The following is an 18,245-nucleotide window of genomic DNA, read 5'->3' as shown; positions in this document are numbered from 1 at the left end:
TTATTATTTAAATTTAGGAGGATTTTATAAATGAAATTATTTGAAAGATTAAAAGAATTAAGAGCAAAGAAGAAAGACTTAGAGGAAAGAAGAAAAGTAATAGTAGAAGAGATTAGATCATTAGCTAAAGAAGAGAAGGAAGAGGAAATAAGAAGTAAAGCTATTGAAAGAGAAAAGATAGAGGCTAGAATGGAAATAATTGAGGAAGAAATAGAATCAGTTATGGAAGCCATTGAAGAGGAAAGAAGCAACAGTAACTTTTCAGGTGGAAGAGTTTTAGGTGGAGAAGGTTCAAAAGAAGAAAAAAGAAGTTTACAATTAAGCGCAATGAGTAAAGTTGTAAGAGGAATATCTTTAAGTGAAGAAGAAAGAGATGTTATGTCAGCAACAAATAATGGAGCTGTAATACCTCAAGAATTTGTTAATGAATTTGAAAAATTAAAAGAGGGATATCCAGCTTTAAAATCATACTGTCATGTAATACCAGTTGCAAGAAATTCAGGAAAGTTACCTGTAAGAGCTGGGGGAAGTGTTACTAAACTTGCAAATTTAGAAGAAGATACAGAATTAGTTAAGGCTATGATGAAAACTAAACCTATGTCATATGATATAAATGATTATGGATTACTTGCACCGATAGATAACTCATTACTTGAAGATAGTGAAATAAACTTTTTAGAATTTGTAAATGAAGAATTCGTAGAATATGCAGTTAATACTGAAAATAGCGAAGTAGTAGATCAAGCTAATAAATTACTAGCTACTGAAGAAGTGAAAGATTATATAGAAATGGTTGAGAAAATAAATTCATTAGTTCCTAATGCAAGAAGTAGAGCTGTTATTGTTACTAATTCTTTAGGTAGAGGTTATTTAGATGCATTAATGGATAAGCAAGGTAGACCACTTTTAAAAGAATTATCAGATGGAGGAAGTTTAATATTTAAGGGAAGAGATGTGGTTGAATTAGACTCAACTACATTTAATACAGGAGAGGAAATCAAGTTTATAATTGCAGATTTAAAGACATTAATTAAATTTATGGATAGAAAACAATATTTAATAGATCAATCAAAAGAAGCTGGATATACTAAGAATCAAACTATAGCTAGAATTATAGAAAGATTTGATGTTGAATCACCATTAAAAAAATCAGAAGATGCAGCAGTAATAAGAAAATTTGGATTAATAGTAAAAGTAAATGAAGCTAAAGCGTAGAGTGATTAAAAATGAGCTTGGAAGAATTAAAAAAATATCTATGTATTGATTGTGATGAAGATGATGATCTTTTATTAGGTCTTTTAGAAGCAGCAGAAGAATATTTAACAAATGCTGGCGTGAAAAAAGATTATAGAAAGAAACTTTATTCATTAGCAGTAAAATTACTTGTAAAGAACTGGTATGATGATGAAGAAAGTATTAGTATTGGCAATAAAAATGATAAAGCTCAATTTGCATTAAATTCAATAATAACTCAATTGAAATATTGTGGTGATAATAATGTCTAGGCTAAGAGAAAGAATATATATAAAGAAAATAGAAGAAGTAATTATTAAAGGGAGAAGGCAACCACCAAGGGAGCCAACTCCCTTTTATGATTGTAGAGCAAAAGTATTAGATTTATATGGTAAAGAATTATATGAAGCTATGGCTATGAAATTAGAGAATACAGTAATATTTAAAGTTAGATATTGCAAAAAGTTAGAAGAGCTTAGGAATAAAGAAAATTTTATAGTTGAATGGCAAGGTAGACAATATGAAATATATTATCCTGATTTCTTAGGATATAAAAAGGATTTTATAAAACTAAAATGTAAAGAGGTGCTTTAATGATTAATATGGAGTTTGTTGGATTAGATGAACTTATAAAAACAGCAGAGAGCATTTCTACAAATGAAGGGTTAGAAAGAGTAAATAAAGATATACTTAAAGATTGTAGTGAATTAGCTTATGATACTGTAAAGCCTAAAATTCATAAAAGTAAAGATAATTCTAAGAGTGGGAGGAAAGGAAGCAGACCACCAGGGCATGCAAGTGATAATATTCCTAAACCTAAATTTAGAAAGAAGAATGGAAACTTATATGTAATTATAGGATGGGATAAAACGGATAATAGTCCTTATTATTATATGAAGATGGAAGAGTGGGGAACAACTAAAAGACCTCCACATCATAGTTTTGGTACTGTTAATAAATTGCTGAAAACTAAATATGATACTATTGCTATGTATCATTATGAAGCTCTTGTGAAGAAATTAGAAAAGTAGGTGATATATTGGAGTTTGATATTATTGCTTTGGTAGCTGATAGTTTAAGTAGTTTAGATATTCCAGTATTTGAAGGTTGGTATGATGAAGAGCTAAAAAAAACACATATTACATTCTTTGAATATTTAGAAGCTCCAGAGGATTTTTTAGATGATGAAGAAGTTTCAATTACTCATAATATACAAGTTGATATATGGACAACTAATAGTGAAGAAGGATTGAAGTTAAAAAATAAGGTCAAGAAATTATTAAAAGATAATGGATTTTTATTAGAGGATAGTAATGATCAATTTGAAGTAGATGTGAAAATTTATCATAAAGCTATGAGATTTAATTATAGCGAAGAATTAGATTAAGAAAGGTGGCGTTGATATGGCACAACCAAAAGGATTAAAAGATTTATATGTAGCACCAATAACAGAAGATAGTGCTGAAAATTATACTACTGGTAAACCAGTTAGATTAATGAAGGCAGCTAGTGTAAAAACAAAATTAAAATATACGAATGAACCAGTATATTTTGATGATGTTCAAGATGAAAGTGACAATGATTTTGAAGAGGGAACTATAGAAATCGAAGGGGATTATCTATCAAGAAAAATAAGAGAAATGATAAGAGGTCATAAAAATTTAGGTGGAATGACTGCTATAAATGCTGACGATAAAGCTAAAGATGTAGCTATAGGATATAGAACAAAATTAACTAATGGATTATATAAATTTTATTGGTGGTATAGAGTTAATTTTGGCGAAGAAGAGGATGAAGAGGCAGAAACAATAGCTAAAAAAGGAAAAAGACAAAATGCAAAAATAAAAGGAACTATAATACCACGAAAAAAAGATCGTAATATTGGTGTGGATGCAGATGAAATGGATCTTGCTGATGCAGGAAGTGCAAAAGAGGTTTTAGATGGATGGTTTGGACAAGTTCAAGAACCTAAAAGTTTAGGAACAGAAAAGAAAGTGAGTGAGTAACTATGAAGATAGAGATAAATGGTACTACATATGATAGTGGAAAAATAGTAAGAAAAAAGTATAGAACATATACTGAAGCTAAAGCTAAGATAAATGAAAAAGAGGAAAAGAAAATTGATTATACCGATGATGATTTAGAATTAATGGAAGATACAATAGTAACTATATATGATAATCAATTTACCAAAGAAGATATAGATGACAATTTAGATGTTGCTGAAATCATATTTGAATTTATGAAGTGTGATATAGAGATAGTAGGAAAACTAGATAAGAATATAGATAAGGCACAAAAGGCTTTTACGAAGGGCAAGAAATAAGTGATTTAAATATTTCTTGCAATAGAAAAAGAATTTATGCAACTGATATAACTGGATATAAGTATAAAAAATATCTTGAATATAAAAATACGATTAATGGATTAGATTTAATATATAGAATTATAGATTTAATATTTGATGGAAATATTAAAAAAAATAATTTGGAAAGATTAGATATAAAAGATTTGTATTACATTTTTAATTTTATAGAAATTTATATCAAGAATGAAGTTGTAGAAAGATTTAAATCTTTAGGATCAGTACAGGAAATTAAAATTGAAAAAAGTATCTTTGAAGAATATGACAAAGAAGAAGGATATGAAGAAGAAAGAGAAATAACAATATATGAAAATCTTCTTGACACATTATATAGTATTTTTAGATTTGCTAGAAAACAATGTAACATGAGTTTAAAAGAATGTTTAGATATTTCTATAGTTGATTTATTAGATTATATAAATTCAGAATTTGAATATTTAGAAGAGAATAAAGACAAGGATTATACAGATGTATAGTCCTTTTTATTTTGTTGAAGAAAGGAGGTTGATTAATGGGTGCTAATGTAAAAATAGGAGCAAATACATCTGACTTTCAAAAGCAAATGAAGGATATGGTAAGAGAGCTTAAATCTCTTGGCAGTACATTTAATTTAGCAAGTACTCAGGCTAAATTATTTGGTAATGCTAATGAACAATTAAAAGTAAAACAGGCTGAGCTTACTGAAAAAATGAAACTTCAAAATAGAATGATTAATTTACAAAAAGAAGCAATTAATAAGTTGACTAATGATGTTCAGAAGCAAAAAGAAAAAAGAGAAGAATTATCTAAAAAAATAGAAGAAGTAACTAAAAAATATAAAGAAAGTTCTGAAGCTACTGGAAAGAATAGCGAGGAAACAAAAAAGTTAGGAAAATCTTTAGCTGATTTAAAAGAAGAATATGCTAGGAATGAAAGAGCAATAGATTCATCTAATAGAAAAATAGATACTGCAAATATGAAAATGAATAAATCTAAGACAGAGCTATTAGAAAATAAAAAAGCTTTAGAAGAGGTTGATAAGAAATTAAAAGATATCAATTTAGATAAATTCTCTCAAAAAATGGACAAGGTAAGCAATGCTACAGGGAAGGCAGCTAGTGCTTTAAAACCAGCAGCAATAGCTGTTACTGGATTTGGTGTTGCTGCTGCAGTGACAGAAATGAAGTTTCAGGATGGTATAGCAAATATAAATACTCTTTTAGATGACCAAAGTCATTTAGAAGGATATAAAAATAAAATAATGGAAGTATCAAACCAAACAGGAATTGATTTGAAGATTGTAACAGATGGTATGTATCAGGCTATTTCATCAATTGGAGATGGAGGAGCAGAAACAGAGAAGATATTTGATACTATGGCTAAAAGTGCTAAGGCTGGTGGAGCAGAGGTTAAAGATGCAGTTGCTTTAATTAGTGCAGGAATGAAAGGATATAATCAAGTTAATGATGAAACAGCAAAGAAGATAAGTGATTTAGCCTTCCAAACAGCTAAGTTGGGAGTAACAACTTTTCCAGAAATGGCTTCAAGCATGCAACCATTATTCCCACTAGCAAGCAATTTAAATTTATCAATGACAGATTTATTTACTAATATGGCTACATTAACAGGGGTTACAGGAAACACTTCAGAAGTATGTACCCAGTTAAAAGCAGTATTTAGTAACTTAATTAAACCAACAGCAGATATGCAAAAATTAATGGAGAAATATGGCTTCCAAAATGGTCAAGCAATGTTAAAAAGTGAGGGCTTAATTGGTACTTTAAAAATATTACAAAAAGAAACTGGTGGACAATCAGATAAAATGGGAAAACTTTTTAGTAGTACTGAAGGACTAACAGCAATTACAGCATTAACAAGTTCACAGTTTGATACGTTGGCAGATAAGTCTAAGAAAATGAATGAGGCTATAGGAACAACTGATTCAGCTCTTGCAAAAATAAATAATACTACTGGAAATGATTTAAGAACATCTTTAAACTTAGCTAAAAATAGTCTAGTTGGATTTGGTGAAGTATTAGCACCATTTATTTCTTTAGCTGCTAAGGGAATAGGTGGTATAGCTAAAGCTTTTGGTGGATTAAGTGAAGGGCAAAAAAAGGCAGTAGTGGGAATAGGAGCTTTTGTAGTTGGTTCTTATGGAGCTTTAGCAGTAACAACTAAAGTTACAGGAACAATAAGAAATGCCATTAAAGATTATAAAGCATTTAGAGATGTTATGGAAAAATTAAAAATTGCTACAAAGTTACAAACAGCAGCACAGAAAGCTTTAAATTTTGTTACTGAAATATCTCCAGTAGGAAAAATTATATTAGTCGTTGGATTAGTAGTAGGAGCTTTAACTTATTTATATAATCATTGCGAGTGGTTTAGAAATGGAGTTAATAAAATATTTAGTGGACTTATAAAGTTTTTTACAGAAACAGTACCTAATAAATTAAAGCAGTTAATAAATTTCTTTAAAAATGATTGGAAGGAAATTTTGTTGCTTATAGTTAATCCTTTTGCTGGAGCTTTTGCATTAGCTTACAAGCATTGTGAAGGATTTAGGAATGGAGTGGACAAATTATTTTCAAATATTAAAGAGTTTTTTACTAAAAGTATTCCTGATTTCTTTAAGTGGTTAATATCTAAACTTACACAATTTAAAACAGACTTCATAAATAAAATAAAAGAGTTTGGTACTATAATAAAAACTAGAATAAAAAATTATATAGAAGAAGTAAAATTTATATTTAGTAATTTACCTAAACTTATGGGGATATTGATAGGAAAAATTGCAGGAGAAATTTATAAGGGATTTTTAAACATAAAAATATTTATCACTAAAACTATTCCAGATGCAATAAATTCTATAAAGCAATGGTTTGCACAGCTTCCTGAAGCAATAGGGAAACAATTACTTGATTCATATATGAAAGTAAAGACATGGGGAAATAATTTATATATTTCAGCAAAAAAGACAGGTAAGGATTTTATATATGGAGTGATAGATTATGTTAAGGAACTACCACATAAAATTTGGAATAAGATTACTGAAGCTTATGATGGAGTTACTACATGGGGAAATAATATGTACCAAGAAGCTAAGAAAGTGGGAAAGGAATTTGTTGATTCTATAGTAGATCATGTTAAAGAACTACCAACAAGATTTAAAAATTGGTTAAAAGAATCTTGGAATAAGGTAAGTGCATGGGGAGAAGATTTAAAGACTGCTGGTAAAGAGAGTGGTAAAAAGTTAGTTGATTCTATAGTAGATACAGTAAAAGCTATACCAGGACAAATGAAAGAGATAGGTAAAAATATAGTTCATGGGATTTGGGATGGTATAACAGGTGCTATTGGATGGATAAAAAGTAAGATAAAACAATTTTGTGATGGAATTGTAGAAGGATTTAAAAGTTCTTTAGATATACATTCTCCATCTAGGGTGTTAAGAGATCAGGTTGGTAAATTTATGGCTCAAGGTGTTGGAGTAGGTTTTGTCAATGAAATGGAAGATATAAATTTAGATATAAAGCAAAGTTTGGATAGAACTATAAATACTAATATAGTACCTTCTATATCAAATGTTGACTTAGAAAAAATAAATACAAAACTTAATAATACAAACAATAATAATATAGTAGTTGTAATTGAAAATGTAACTAATTTAGATGGTGAAGTAATCAGTACTAAAGTATATAAGAAAGTAGCTAAACAAATGAAAAGTGATGAAAATAGTTATAGAGTTACTAAAGGAAAGAAGGGAGGTCGAATATGTGCATAAATATTTTATTTGGTTCAATAATTGCACAGATTTAGAAATAGGAATTAAGGCAATAAAAAGACCATTCTTCCCTTCACTAAAAAAGAGATATAGAGAACAACAAATTGATGGTAAGGATGGGACTGACTATAAAATTATAGGTTATGAAAATAGAATTTTGGTTGTAGAGTATAACTTTATTGATAGGAAAAATATTCATGAAAAAGTAAGAAGAATAAGAAGATGGCTAGATAATATTAAAGACAAAAAATTATGGGAAGGAGATGATCCTTCTTATTTTTATATAGTTAAGAAAGTTGAATATGATGATATAGAAAGAAAATTAAAAACAATAGGTAAATTCAAAGTTACTTTTACACTAGAACCTTTTGCATATAGTTTTTATGGAGCTGAAGAATTAGAAATAAATAATGGGGACATGCTTTATAATAGTGGAGATTTTGAAAGTAAACCAATAATAACTATACAAGGAGAAGGAGATATAAAGTTATGGATAAATGAAAGTTTAATAGAATTAAATTTAACCATGGGAAAAACAACTATAAATTCTAAACTTGAATTATGTTATAAAGATACTTTAGATAATCCAACTAATAAGTACATGAAGGGAGATTTTCCTATTTTAAAATTAGAGGAAAATACAATTAGATGGGAAGGAAATATAGAGAGTATAAATATAATTCCTAATTATATTTATTATTAAGCTTATGGGGAAAGTACAATTATATAAATTTAATAATAAGAATTTTGTTAATAATGGAGATATGATATTAGAACCTTCTAAATGTACTTTGAAAATGGAATTAGTAACTGGATTAAATGAAGTAGCAATGGAGCATGAATATGATGAAGAGGAAAGATGGAAATATATTTCTAGAGATGATGTTATAAAAGTTAGTACACCATATAAAAAAATACCAGAACAGCTTTATAGAATCTACGATATAGAAAAAAACTTAGATTATATGAGTGTAAAAGCAAGGCATATATTCTATGACTTAGTTGACATATATATTAAGGATTTAACTAGAGAGGAAAATATATTTGATGTTAGATGTGTAAATTGTAATGGACAACAAGCATTAGATAAAATTTTAAAAGGGACAGAGTTTAAAGGACATTCAGATATAGAAAAGATAGCAACATCTTATTATTTTAGAAAGAAGATAGTACAAGCAATAGGTGGAGATGATAAAGAAAATTCTTTTTTAAGTAGATGGGGAGGAGAATTATTTTTAAATAATTTTGATATTTACTTAAATAAAAGAGTAGGAGAAGATAATAATGTTAGAATTGCATATAAAAAGAATTTAACAGGTTTAGTTGAAACAATAGATATGGATAGTTTAATAACTAGAGTAATACCAACTGGTTATGATGGTATCTGTATAAGTGGAACAACTCCATGGGTAGATTCTCCATTAATTAATAATTATAGTCATGTGTTTGAATCAGAGCAAAGATTTGAAGATATTAAGTTAAAAGGGACACCAAACAATAAAGGTGAAAATGCAGAGGGGTTTGATACACAAGAGCAGGTTAATGAAGCGTTAAAAAATAAAGGTAAGGAGCTTATAAGTAAAGGAATAGATAAGCCGTTAGTAAATTATAGTGTTCAATTTATTCCTTTATCAAGTACTGAAGAATATAAAGAGTATAAGTCACTAGAAGAGATTTTATTAGGAGATACAGTATATATAGAACATAAACCATTAGATATTAATATTAAAGCTAGATGTATATCACTTGAATATGATTGTTTAAATGAAGAAATGTTGAATTGTGAAATAGGAAATTATTTAGACACATATGCATCAGCACAAGCAGATAAGAGTGTAACATTTGATACTATTGCAGGAAGCTTTGATGGTGATGGGAATTTAGGTGGCGAAAATATAATTGGAGCAATAAATGCTATGAAAGCTCCATTATTAGCACAAAGAGATAGAGCAAAAAAATTAGATATAGTTGCTTGGATTCAAGAAGTTTTGGATCCAAATGATCCTGATTTTGGATGTGTTCAAGGTGGGACAAAAGGGATTCTTTTATCTGATAAAAGATTAAGCGATAATTCAGGGTGGGACTTTAAAACAGCTATAACTCCAAAAGGAATAATAGCTGACGAATTAATAGGTATTTTAACAACAGTTTTAATACGGAATATGGATAAAAGCTTTGAGATAGATTTAAAGAAACCTGGTGGAGCTTTATTTAGAAACAATGGAAAAGATGCAATAAAGATAGAAAATAATATGATTAAGCTTTACAATTGGAAAAAGAACGGCGATTATATAGGTGCGTTAATGTCATTGGTTCAAGGAGATGATGAAAATAAGCCTTTGATTGGGTTAGCAAATGATATTGATAGTGCAATGTCTCTTGGGTATGCTGTTGAAGGTAAGACAAAAGTTCCTTCTTATATTGCGCTTGACAAATATAACATTTTAGATGATTCAGGTGGAAAGCCAGTAAGAATATATGAAGAAGTAGATTTTAAAGGGAACAAAGTTTATAACATAGATATTCGTTCTGATAATGGTACAAATAGCATTCATGTTGGAGATCATTTTATTAATATAACTACACCTGATAATGAAATTGTAGTTGCAGGTTCAGGAACAAGGATAGGAAAAGATAAATCTTTATATTATGATGCTAGAACTGGAGAATTGAGATGTAATGACCTAGTATTAGATGGTGTTATTAAAAATACAAGTGGTACTACTGTATTTGACCCAAACTCTCCTATAGGAGGTGGTGTAGATACCCTAGGGAATGTTAGTAAAGGAATACCTTCAAGAAAATATTTCAGGTATGTCAAAGGAATAGAAGGCCTACAACAATATCCAGGTAATATTGGAGATGGCCAAATAACATATGGTTATGGAGTTACTAAAGCTAATGAGCCAACATACTTTGCTAAATTAGGTAATCCACCTTGTTCTGAAGAAACTGCATCTAAAGTTTTATTTGAATTAATACCAGACAGATATGGCTCTTTAGTTAAAAATCAAATGCTTAAAGATGGTTTAGACCTTAGTAAAGTTAATATAAATGTTTTTGATGCATTTGTAGATTTATGCTATAACTCAGGATATTATAATTCTCGTATGTACAGAGCTTGGATAAGGGGTGCTAGTATTGATGAAATTTATAATGATTGGCTAACATATGCAACTATGCCTGGAACAATTTTTGAAAAAGGATTAAAGCGTAGAAGAAAGGAAGAAGCTGAAATGTTTAAAAATGCTAACTACATTATGTCTCCTATTGGAATTTTAAACGCAAGTGGAAATCAAATAGGCACAGTAAAAGGTGATGGATACTTCCCACCTATAGAAAGTAGTAACTTTAAAACAATAAATAATGAGTATGGTAATGGTTGGATTATTCCAGTAAGTAATGGACATGTAACAGCAACATTCCCTTATTATCCTTCAGGGGCTCAACATTCAGGAATAGATTTTGGTGTTCCTATAGGTACGCCAGTTAGAGCTTCAAAGTCAGGTAAAGTTATAAAAAGAAGAGAATTAACTACAAGCTATGGTAAATATTTATTTATAGATCATGGCGGTGGATTAGTTACTATTTACGCTCATAATAGCGAGTTGCTAGTAAATGAAGGTGATACAGTAAAAGCAGGACAAGTTATATCTAGAAGTGGTAATACTGGAAATTCATCAGGCCCACATTGTCATTGGGAACTTAGAGTTAATGGTACAGCTCAAAATATAGCTCCTTCTTTAAAAGTTGGAGATTTAGTGTAAGAGAGTAGTTTTCTACTATCTTTTTTATTACAAGAAAGGAGAAATAATTTATGCAATATTTAGAACCACCTAGAAAAATTTATATTAATCGAGATGATCCAATAGAAATTAAAGCGGTTGAGCATGATATTAAATCAAGGTTTATAGATTTTAAGTTTCTAGGTGAAATTAATATTATAGATTTAACATATAGTACAGTTAGAATTTCTGGTATAAACCCCAAACATTTTTCTATTTTTGATGAGTTAACTATAGTTGATGGTAAAAAAGGAATTGCAAGATTAGAATTAACAGATGATTTTTTAATTCCAGGAACAGCAGATTATCAATTAACAATTAGTGATTCTACTGGTAGCCATCTTACACCGCTTTGCTTAGTTAGATTAATTATTTCCGAAAGTTTAGTAGATACTGAAGCTATACAAAGTTCTAATAAATTTTCTGCGTTAGATAAGGCTCTTGCAAAAGTAGATAATTTTAATGAGGTAGATGTAAGAAGTAAAGAAAATGCTTCTAACATAACTGAAATGACTAAAAAATTGGATTATACAGCAGAAAGAATGCAGGATAATACAGAAACTATTATTTATAACCTTAAAAACAAAGAAGGCTCTTATGGAGATTGTATAGTAATAAAGAGCGACGATGGAACATTTTCGATGATAGATTGTTTCATGGAAGAAAATTTTCAAATAATGATTCAACAACTAGATAAAATTGGAGTAAATAAATTAAAATATTTTTTTGCTACTCATGATCATTCTGATCATATAGGGAATGCACCAGCCATTATAGAAAAATATAGACCACAATACATTGTATATAAAGATGGAATAGATTATTCTAGGTTACCATCACAAGAAACTGAATGGGACACTAAAGGGTACCATGATAGAATGTTAGCAGCAGCAGATAAATTCAATGTACAAAAAATAGTTGCTAATGACCAACAGTTCAGAATTGGGAAAAATGATTATATAGAAGCTTTCGCATCTAAATTCTATGATTATAGCAATGAAAATAATATGAGTGTTAATTATCTTCTAGTATCTCATGGAACTAAATCATTGTTTCCTGGTGATAGTACAGTAGCTACTGAAACACATTTACAAAACAGAATAGGGAAAATTGATTTATACAAATTAAGTCATCACGGAGCAGACGGTGGTAACTCAGACAGGCGATTTGAAGAATTACAAGCTAGGTATTGTTTAATAGATAGATTGGATGTTTATAAGAAAGATATAATAAAAAACTTTGCTTTAAAATGTCTAAAATATGGCGGTAAAGTTTACTCCAACGATAATAATGATATGACAGTATTTAAGATAAGTCGAGGTGCTATTTATCCATGTTGTCATGAGTATAAATTACCACTTCAATTCCTGGATTACTATAGCGGCAAATATAAAATGACTAATGAAGCTGGTGGAATTGCAACTAAAGGAATTTACCCTTATAAGAGTGATTTCTATTTCGTAAAAGATGATGGATTTATTGCTAAAAATGAGTGGATAAAACATGATGGGATTGATTATCATGCAAGTTCTTCAGGTGCTTTAGATAGAAATTGCTTTATTCAAGGTACTTTTAATGAAAAACCTTGTTATTATTGGATAGATGAAAATTGCAAAATGGTTATAGAGCCTAAACTTATTTATTATAACAATAATACTTATTTAATTAAGTCTAATACATTAATGGCAGAAGAAGAGTTTTATGAATACCAAGCTAACTATTATTATGCTGGTAAAGGTGGAGCATTAAAGAAGAATGAATGGCTTTATAAAGATTCTAACTACTATTGGCTAAAATTTAATGGGGTAATGGCTTCCGAGGAAACCTTATTTATCGAAGGTAAATGGTACGACTTTAATGGAAGTGGAGTATGTACTAATCCAAGTGCTGGAAGAGATACAAAAGCTAAATAGAAAGGAGCGTGAATTATGAGAGAAATTGAACTAAAAGTTAATGTTGATTCTTATAATAACGAAGGCATTAAAACAATAAAAGGCAATAATAATGCTGAAATCTATAAAATATGTGTATTACAGAATAAGAGAAGATTAAATTTAACAGGTAAGACTGTTAAACTTGGCTATGTAATGGCTGGAACAACCAAAGGAGACATAATAGAAAATTTAAATATTACAAATGCAGAGCAAGGAGAAATAACTTTCCCAATAACTAATAGAATATCTAAACAAGATGGTGTCTATAGTTGTCAATTAGCTATTTATGGAGCAGATGGATTTTTAGAGCATACAGCAACATTTGGATTAACTGTAGAAGCTAATATATTTACTAAAATAGCTGGAGAAATAGCAGATAGTAAAGACTTTACTTATTTAGAAAATATACTAGACAAAGCTAGTAAATTAAATGAAAAGTTAAAAGAAAATACTTCTAGTGCTACTAATGCAAATAGTAATTTAGAATCTAATATAACAGAAGCTAATAATATTAATTCTAAGCTCTTAGAAAATACTTCTACTGCTACTTCTTTAAATAAAAATTTAGAATCTAACATAGATCTAGCTAAAGAAGTTAAAGAAACTATAAAAGATTTAGATACTAAAAATATAGAATCTACAGAGAAAATAGAAACACTAACTGGATTAAATTCTAAAGCTGAAGAACTATCAAATAATATAAATAAAGGACTACCTTTAAATTCAGAATTAATTAAAAATGTTGAATCAGCTAAAGTTGCTAACACAAATCTTGCAGCAACTAACCAAGAAGCTACTTCTAAAAATACAGAACTTCAAGCTTCTTTGGAAAAGACTAAAGAATTCATAGAAGGGTTGGATGGAAGTCAAAACATTCCTCAAATTCGTATGGATGTAACGGAACTACAGAATGGACTTAAAAGTAATCAAGCTTTAAGTTATGAAGGGAGTTCTATAAGTGCAAATGACACACTAGAAGGTAGAACAGAAAGTATGAAAATTAAGGGTAGAACTTTGAATAACCTATATAAACCAAATAATACAAGAGATGATGCTGGAGGAAACTATATACTTGTTGATACGCTTGTGAAGAATGAACCGAAAGACAGAATTGTTTATGTAGTGAATAATACTAACAAAATACTTTTATTGAATGTGTATAAAATAGGTGGAGGATGGGATAGCAACCCTATTTTAAAAGAAAATTCTATAACTAAATTAGACTTAACTGGTAAAAGATTAACTGGTTTTCTAGGTATGTATGATAGAGGGTGGACTAATAGTGAAACTGATAAGGAATTGCTAAGAAATACTTGCATAGTACTTGACAGAGAAGAAACTTATATGCCTAAAAAATATTTTGAAGGCTTAAAAAGCTTTGGAGAAGCAGAAAAGGTTGAAGATAAGTATAAAATTAGTGTTTTAAGTACTGGTAAAAATCTTTTTGATATACAAAAAATTCAACAAGGTGCAGTAACTAATTTTAAAAATGAAAATGGCGTTATAAGTGGAATTGCTAATCAATATAATGGAACAACATCAGCTAAAATAAGCATTGATAAAAAAACAAAAGTATTGATTAAGGCTAAATTAAAAGGTTGTAGATTAATAATAAATAATTGTTGGTTAGAAAGTGGCGAATTTAGAAATATGATAGATACTAACAATTGGAATAATAATCTTAATGATTTTCAAGTTGGACAAAGAATTGCCTATATTGATACTAATAGTAGTATAAGAATAGAAAATCCACATAATACACAAGTTAATTTTGTGGCAAAAGATTTATTTTGTTATGTTATAGATGGAACTGAAAATCAACCATACGAACTTTATAAATGTTATAAAAAAGATATTTTAATTAAAGAACCACTTCGTGAAGATGATTATCTTTATGAGGATAATGGACAAGTTAAAGTTTATAGAAATGATTTTGAGGTTAAGTTAGCTACATTAAATTTTATGAAGTCTAGTGTAGCTAGTGGCACAGATATTAACACTATCCGTTTTTCAGCACAATTACCAAATAGTTTAAATTCTAAAGGCGGAAAAGGAATAATTTCAAACTTCCCAATACTTTCAGAATCAACATGGGATAAAGATAAGGAAAATATGCAAATTTCTGGTGGTAATCTTTATATCAGAATAAATAAATCCAAGCTAACAACACAAGATGTAGAAGGCTTCAAAGCATGGCTAAAAGAGAATCCAACAACCGTGGTTTATCAATTAGCTACACCAGTAACAGAAGTTGTAGATGGGGTAATAGATATAGATTTAGATACCTATCAAGAAAAAACTTATTTTTCTATAGAAAATAGTTTACCAGGAACTTTAGACTTTAAAGTACCTTCAAACCTAGGAAGCTCTTTGCAAAACTTAGCTAAAGAAGTTAATAATATCTGGGATGTTATTAATAATTTATTAGTACCAGGTATATTAAAAGCTAACGGAAATCTTGCTATGATTAAATTAAATAATAATTTAAAATAAATGAAAGGATGATTAATTATGATGTATGAATTATGTAAAAGACAAATAGAAAATAGATGTAAAACAGAGAAGGAAAGAGAGGAAATGAAGCAATTTTTAGGCTGCTTCATGATGACTCATGAAATAACACCTGAACAATATATTGAGTTATCTAATCTGTTAGTAACTTCATTACCAACAGATCATGAAACAATTCAAGCTTAATAAAATAGAAGGGGAATAATTAAGGCTAGAGATAGTCTTTTTTTATTCTCTTAAATTACATAAAAAAGAAAGGGTAGCGATATGCATGAAGAATTAGTAGAAGATAAATTAAAAACACATGATAAAAGATTAAATAATCATGCTGATAGATTGGATAAGTTAGAGCAAAGTGATGCTAAAAAAGAAGTTCAAATAACTAACTTAATAAAAAGTATAGATACTTTAATAATGATATTAAAGATATTTATAACAATGTTTGGAGGCTCTATAGTAGGCTTCTTTTTTTATGCAATACAAAATCATTTATTTAAATAAAAAGAAAGAAGGAATGTAAAATGGAAAAGATATTAGACCCAATTTTAAGTGCTTTAGCTGCTGCTATTACACTTTTTTTAGCTACAATAATAAAAACTCTAGGTGACCAATTAATACAACTAATTAAAGTCAAGATAGAAGCTACAGACCAAAAGCTTAAAGCTTCTAAATTTAATGAAGCATATGAAACTGGTAAAAAAATATTCTTTGCTATAGAAGAAAAATATAGAATTACAGAGAATATAGAAAATCTTGCTAAATCAAAAGCTGATTTATTTGATAAAATGCTTTTAGAAAACTGTCCATACTTAACCAAAGATGAATTAATACAAATTAGACAAGCTATAGCAGGAGAATATAACAAAGGAAAAGCTATGCTATATGAAGATAGTTTAAAACAACAAGCTACACAATTAGTAGAAGAAAATGAGAAGTTAAAATTATTAAATGCAGAAACAGAAAATAAATTAGCAGCAGTAAAAAGCTTAAATGAGAGCCTATAATTTAGGTTCTCTTTTTTCTATAAAAAATATTTTAAAGAAAGAAGGAATTAATAATGCAAAGTAGAAACAATAATAATTTAAAAGGAATTGATGTATCAAACTGGAAAGGAAATATAAATTTTGAGAGTGTAAAAAATGATGGCGTAGAAGTAGTTTATATTAAAGCTACAGAAGGTAATTACTTTAAGGATAAATACGCTAAACAAAATTATGAGGGAGCAAAAGAACAAGGATTAAGTGTAGGGTTTTACCATTTCTTTAGAGCTAATAAAGGGGCTAAGGATCAAGCTAATTTCTTTATAGATTATTTAAATGAAATAGGAGCTGTTAATTATGATTGTAAATTAGCTTTAGATATAGAAACTACTGAAGGAGTAGGAGCAAGAGATTTAACATCTATGTGTATAGAATTTTTAGAAGAGGTAAAAAGACTTACAGGAAAAGAAGTTGTTGTATATACTTATACAAGTTTTTCAAATAATAATTTAGATAGTAGATTATCTAATTATCCAGTTTGGATAGCACATTATGGGGTGAACACTCCTGGAGCTAATAATATTTGGAGTGAATGGGTTGGATTTCAATATTCAGAGAATGGAAGTGTAGATGGTGTAAGCGGTGGATGTGATATGAATGAGTTTACAGAAGAAATATTTATTGATTCAAGTAACTTTAATTTAGATAATGCTACTACTAAAAATGTAAGCACTAAATTAAATATAAGAGCTAAAGGAACTACTAATTCTAAAGTAATTGGTTCAATACCAGCAAATGAAACCTTTAAAATAAAATGGGTTGATGAAGATTATCTTGGTTGGTATTACGTTGAGTATAATGGAATAGTTGGTTATGTAAATGCAGATTATGTAGAAAAGCTACAAATGGCTACTACTCATAATGTAAGTACTTTTTTAAATGTAAGAGAAGAAGGATCATTAAATTCTAGAATAGTAGATAAGATAAATGCAGGTGATATTTTTAGAATAGATTGGGTGGATTCCGATTTTATAGGTTGGTATAGAGTAACAACTAAAAATGGAAAAGTTGGATTTGTTAATTCTGAATTTGTTAAGAAGATCTAATTAAGAAGTGATAGATAATTAATATTATCTATCACTTTTTTCATTTTTGAAGCTATTTATACAAATAAAGTTAATCTATATTTTAATTATTGTCATGCTATAAAACTTTATACCGATAAGGATATAAACTTTTTATATTAATAAAAATATTATATAATGTTAAACGGAAAATGATAAATTAGGAGGTAGTTATGAAGATAGGTCCTAGAAAACCAAGCTTAAAAAAAAGTGTAAAATCAAGAACAACTGGAAAAGTAAAAAGACAAGTAAAAAAATCTATAAATCCTACATATGGTAAAAAGGGCATGGGATGGGTTAATGATCCTAAAAAGGCAGCTTACAATAAAGTATATAATAAGACAAGCTTTGATGCTATGGATGGATTAAAAAATGATAGTTCTAATACAGATGATGATGTTGTAACTTGTCTAAGTTGTGGATGTATAGCTTTTATTATAATTATATTATTTATAATTATATTTTTAATATTATAAAGTGAATATGGGATTGAATATTATGATGGTAATATAAGTGATTATGATTTAACATTTAAATTAGTATAAAA

The 18,245-nt window shown here is 28.6% G+C and carries 18 protein-coding genes; all 18 read left to right on the top strand.

Annotated features, from left to right (window positions below):
- The first annotated feature begins 30 nt into the window (after nucleotides 1–30).
- A complete protein-coding gene (locus CPF_RS07705; RefSeq protein WP_011590785.1) occupies nucleotides 31–1,215 on the top strand; it encodes a phage major capsid protein in 1,185 nt (394 codons plus the stop codon).
- 11 nt (nucleotides 1,216–1,226) lie between these two features.
- Complete coding sequence (locus tag CPF_RS07700; protein WP_011590784.1) at nucleotides 1,227–1,505, top strand: head-tail connector protein; 279 nt, start codon at nucleotides 1,227–1,229, stop codon at nucleotides 1,503–1,505.
- Complete coding sequence (locus CPF_RS07695) at nucleotides 1,498–1,827, top strand: phage head closure protein (protein ID WP_011590783.1); 330 nt, start codon at nucleotides 1,498–1,500, stop codon at nucleotides 1,825–1,827. The genes CPF_RS07700 and CPF_RS07695 overlap by 8 nt, the downstream gene beginning before the upstream one ends.
- Nucleotides 1,827–2,264, top strand: a complete 438-nt coding sequence (locus tag CPF_RS07690) for an HK97-gp10 family putative phage morphogenesis protein (protein WP_041702697.1) — start codon at nucleotides 1,827–1,829, stop codon at nucleotides 2,262–2,264. Before CPF_RS07695 ends, CPF_RS07690 begins: the two co-directional genes overlap by 1 nt.
- 8 nt (nucleotides 2,265–2,272) lie before the next feature.
- Nucleotides 2,273–2,620 (top strand): hypothetical protein, encoded by a 348-nt coding sequence (locus tag CPF_RS07685; RefSeq protein WP_011590781.1) that lies wholly within the window; start codon nucleotides 2,273–2,275, stop codon nucleotides 2,618–2,620.
- A 16-nt stretch (nucleotides 2,621–2,636) separates the two neighbouring features.
- Entirely contained in the window at nucleotides 2,637–3,239 is a 603-nt protein-coding gene (locus CPF_RS07680) for a major tail protein (protein ID WP_011590780.1), read from the top strand.
- A 2-nt stretch (nucleotides 3,240–3,241) separates the two neighbouring features.
- Nucleotides 3,242–3,559 (top strand): phage tail assembly chaperone G, encoded by a 318-nt coding sequence (gene gpG, locus CPF_RS07675; protein WP_011590779.1) that lies wholly within the window; start codon nucleotides 3,242–3,244, stop codon nucleotides 3,557–3,559.
- Nucleotides 3,560–3,744: 185 nt separating this feature from the next.
- Nucleotides 3,745–4,074: a hypothetical protein gene (locus tag CPF_RS07670; RefSeq protein ID WP_158301053.1), complete on the top strand. Its 330-nt coding sequence runs from the start codon at nucleotides 3,745–3,747 to the stop codon at nucleotides 4,072–4,074.
- Nucleotides 4,075–4,109: 35 nt separating this feature from the next.
- The gene (locus CPF_RS07665; protein ID WP_011590777.1) at nucleotides 4,110–7,364 is read left to right on the top strand and encodes a phage tail tape measure protein; all 3,255 of its coding nucleotides are present in this window, start codon (nucleotides 4,110–4,112) and stop codon (nucleotides 7,362–7,364) included.
- Complete coding sequence (locus tag CPF_RS07660) at nucleotides 7,357–8,067, top strand: distal tail protein Dit (protein WP_011590776.1); 711 nt, start codon at nucleotides 7,357–7,359, stop codon at nucleotides 8,065–8,067. Before CPF_RS07665 ends, CPF_RS07660 begins: the two co-directional genes overlap by 8 nt.
- Before the next feature lie 61 nt (nucleotides 8,068–8,128).
- Nucleotides 8,129–11,131 carry a phage tail spike protein gene (locus tag CPF_RS07655; protein ID WP_233419449.1) on the top strand — a complete coding sequence of 1,001 codons (3,003 nt, stop codon included), beginning with the start codon at nucleotides 8,129–8,131 and terminating at the stop codon, nucleotides 11,129–11,131.
- A 50-nt stretch (nucleotides 11,132–11,181) separates the two neighbouring features.
- On the top strand, nucleotides 11,182–13,062 hold the full coding sequence (locus tag CPF_RS07650) for an MBL fold metallo-hydrolase (RefSeq protein ID WP_011590774.1): 1,881 nt from the start codon (nucleotides 11,182–11,184) through the stop codon (nucleotides 13,060–13,062).
- Between the two features lie 15 nt (nucleotides 13,063–13,077).
- Nucleotides 13,078–15,576: a BppU family phage baseplate upper protein gene (locus tag CPF_RS07645; RefSeq protein ID WP_011590773.1), complete on the top strand. Its 2,499-nt coding sequence runs from the start codon at nucleotides 13,078–13,080 to the stop codon at nucleotides 15,574–15,576.
- A gap of 18 nt (nucleotides 15,577–15,594) precedes the next feature.
- A complete protein-coding gene (locus CPF_RS07640; RefSeq protein WP_011590772.1) occupies nucleotides 15,595–15,780 on the top strand; it encodes a hypothetical protein in 186 nt (61 codons plus the stop codon).
- Nucleotides 15,781–15,861: 81 nt separating this feature from the next.
- The gene (locus tag CPF_RS07635) at nucleotides 15,862–16,095 is read left to right on the top strand and encodes a hemolysin XhlA family protein (protein WP_011590771.1); all 234 of its coding nucleotides are present in this window, start codon (nucleotides 15,862–15,864) and stop codon (nucleotides 16,093–16,095) included.
- A 20-nt stretch (nucleotides 16,096–16,115) separates the two neighbouring features.
- A complete protein-coding gene (locus CPF_RS07630) occupies nucleotides 16,116–16,598 on the top strand; it encodes a cobalt ABC transporter permease (RefSeq protein ID WP_011590770.1) in 483 nt (160 codons plus the stop codon).
- Between the two features lie 53 nt (nucleotides 16,599–16,651).
- Nucleotides 16,652–17,680: a GH25 family lysozyme gene (locus CPF_RS07625; RefSeq protein WP_011590769.1), complete on the top strand. Its 1,029-nt coding sequence runs from the start codon at nucleotides 16,652–16,654 to the stop codon at nucleotides 17,678–17,680.
- A 191-nt stretch (nucleotides 17,681–17,871) separates the two neighbouring features.
- On the top strand, nucleotides 17,872–18,174 hold the full coding sequence (locus tag CPF_RS07620) for a hypothetical protein (RefSeq protein ID WP_003460283.1): 303 nt from the start codon (nucleotides 17,872–17,874) through the stop codon (nucleotides 18,172–18,174).
- Nucleotides 18,175–18,245: the final 71 nt, after the last annotated feature.

The organism is Clostridium perfringens ATCC 13124 (assembly GCF_000013285.1).
GTDB lineage: Bacteria > Bacillota > Clostridia > Clostridiales > Clostridiaceae > Sarcina > Sarcina perfringens.
The sequence above is the reverse complement of the archived record's forward strand: the minus strand, read 5'-3'. Positions and strand labels throughout refer to the sequence as shown.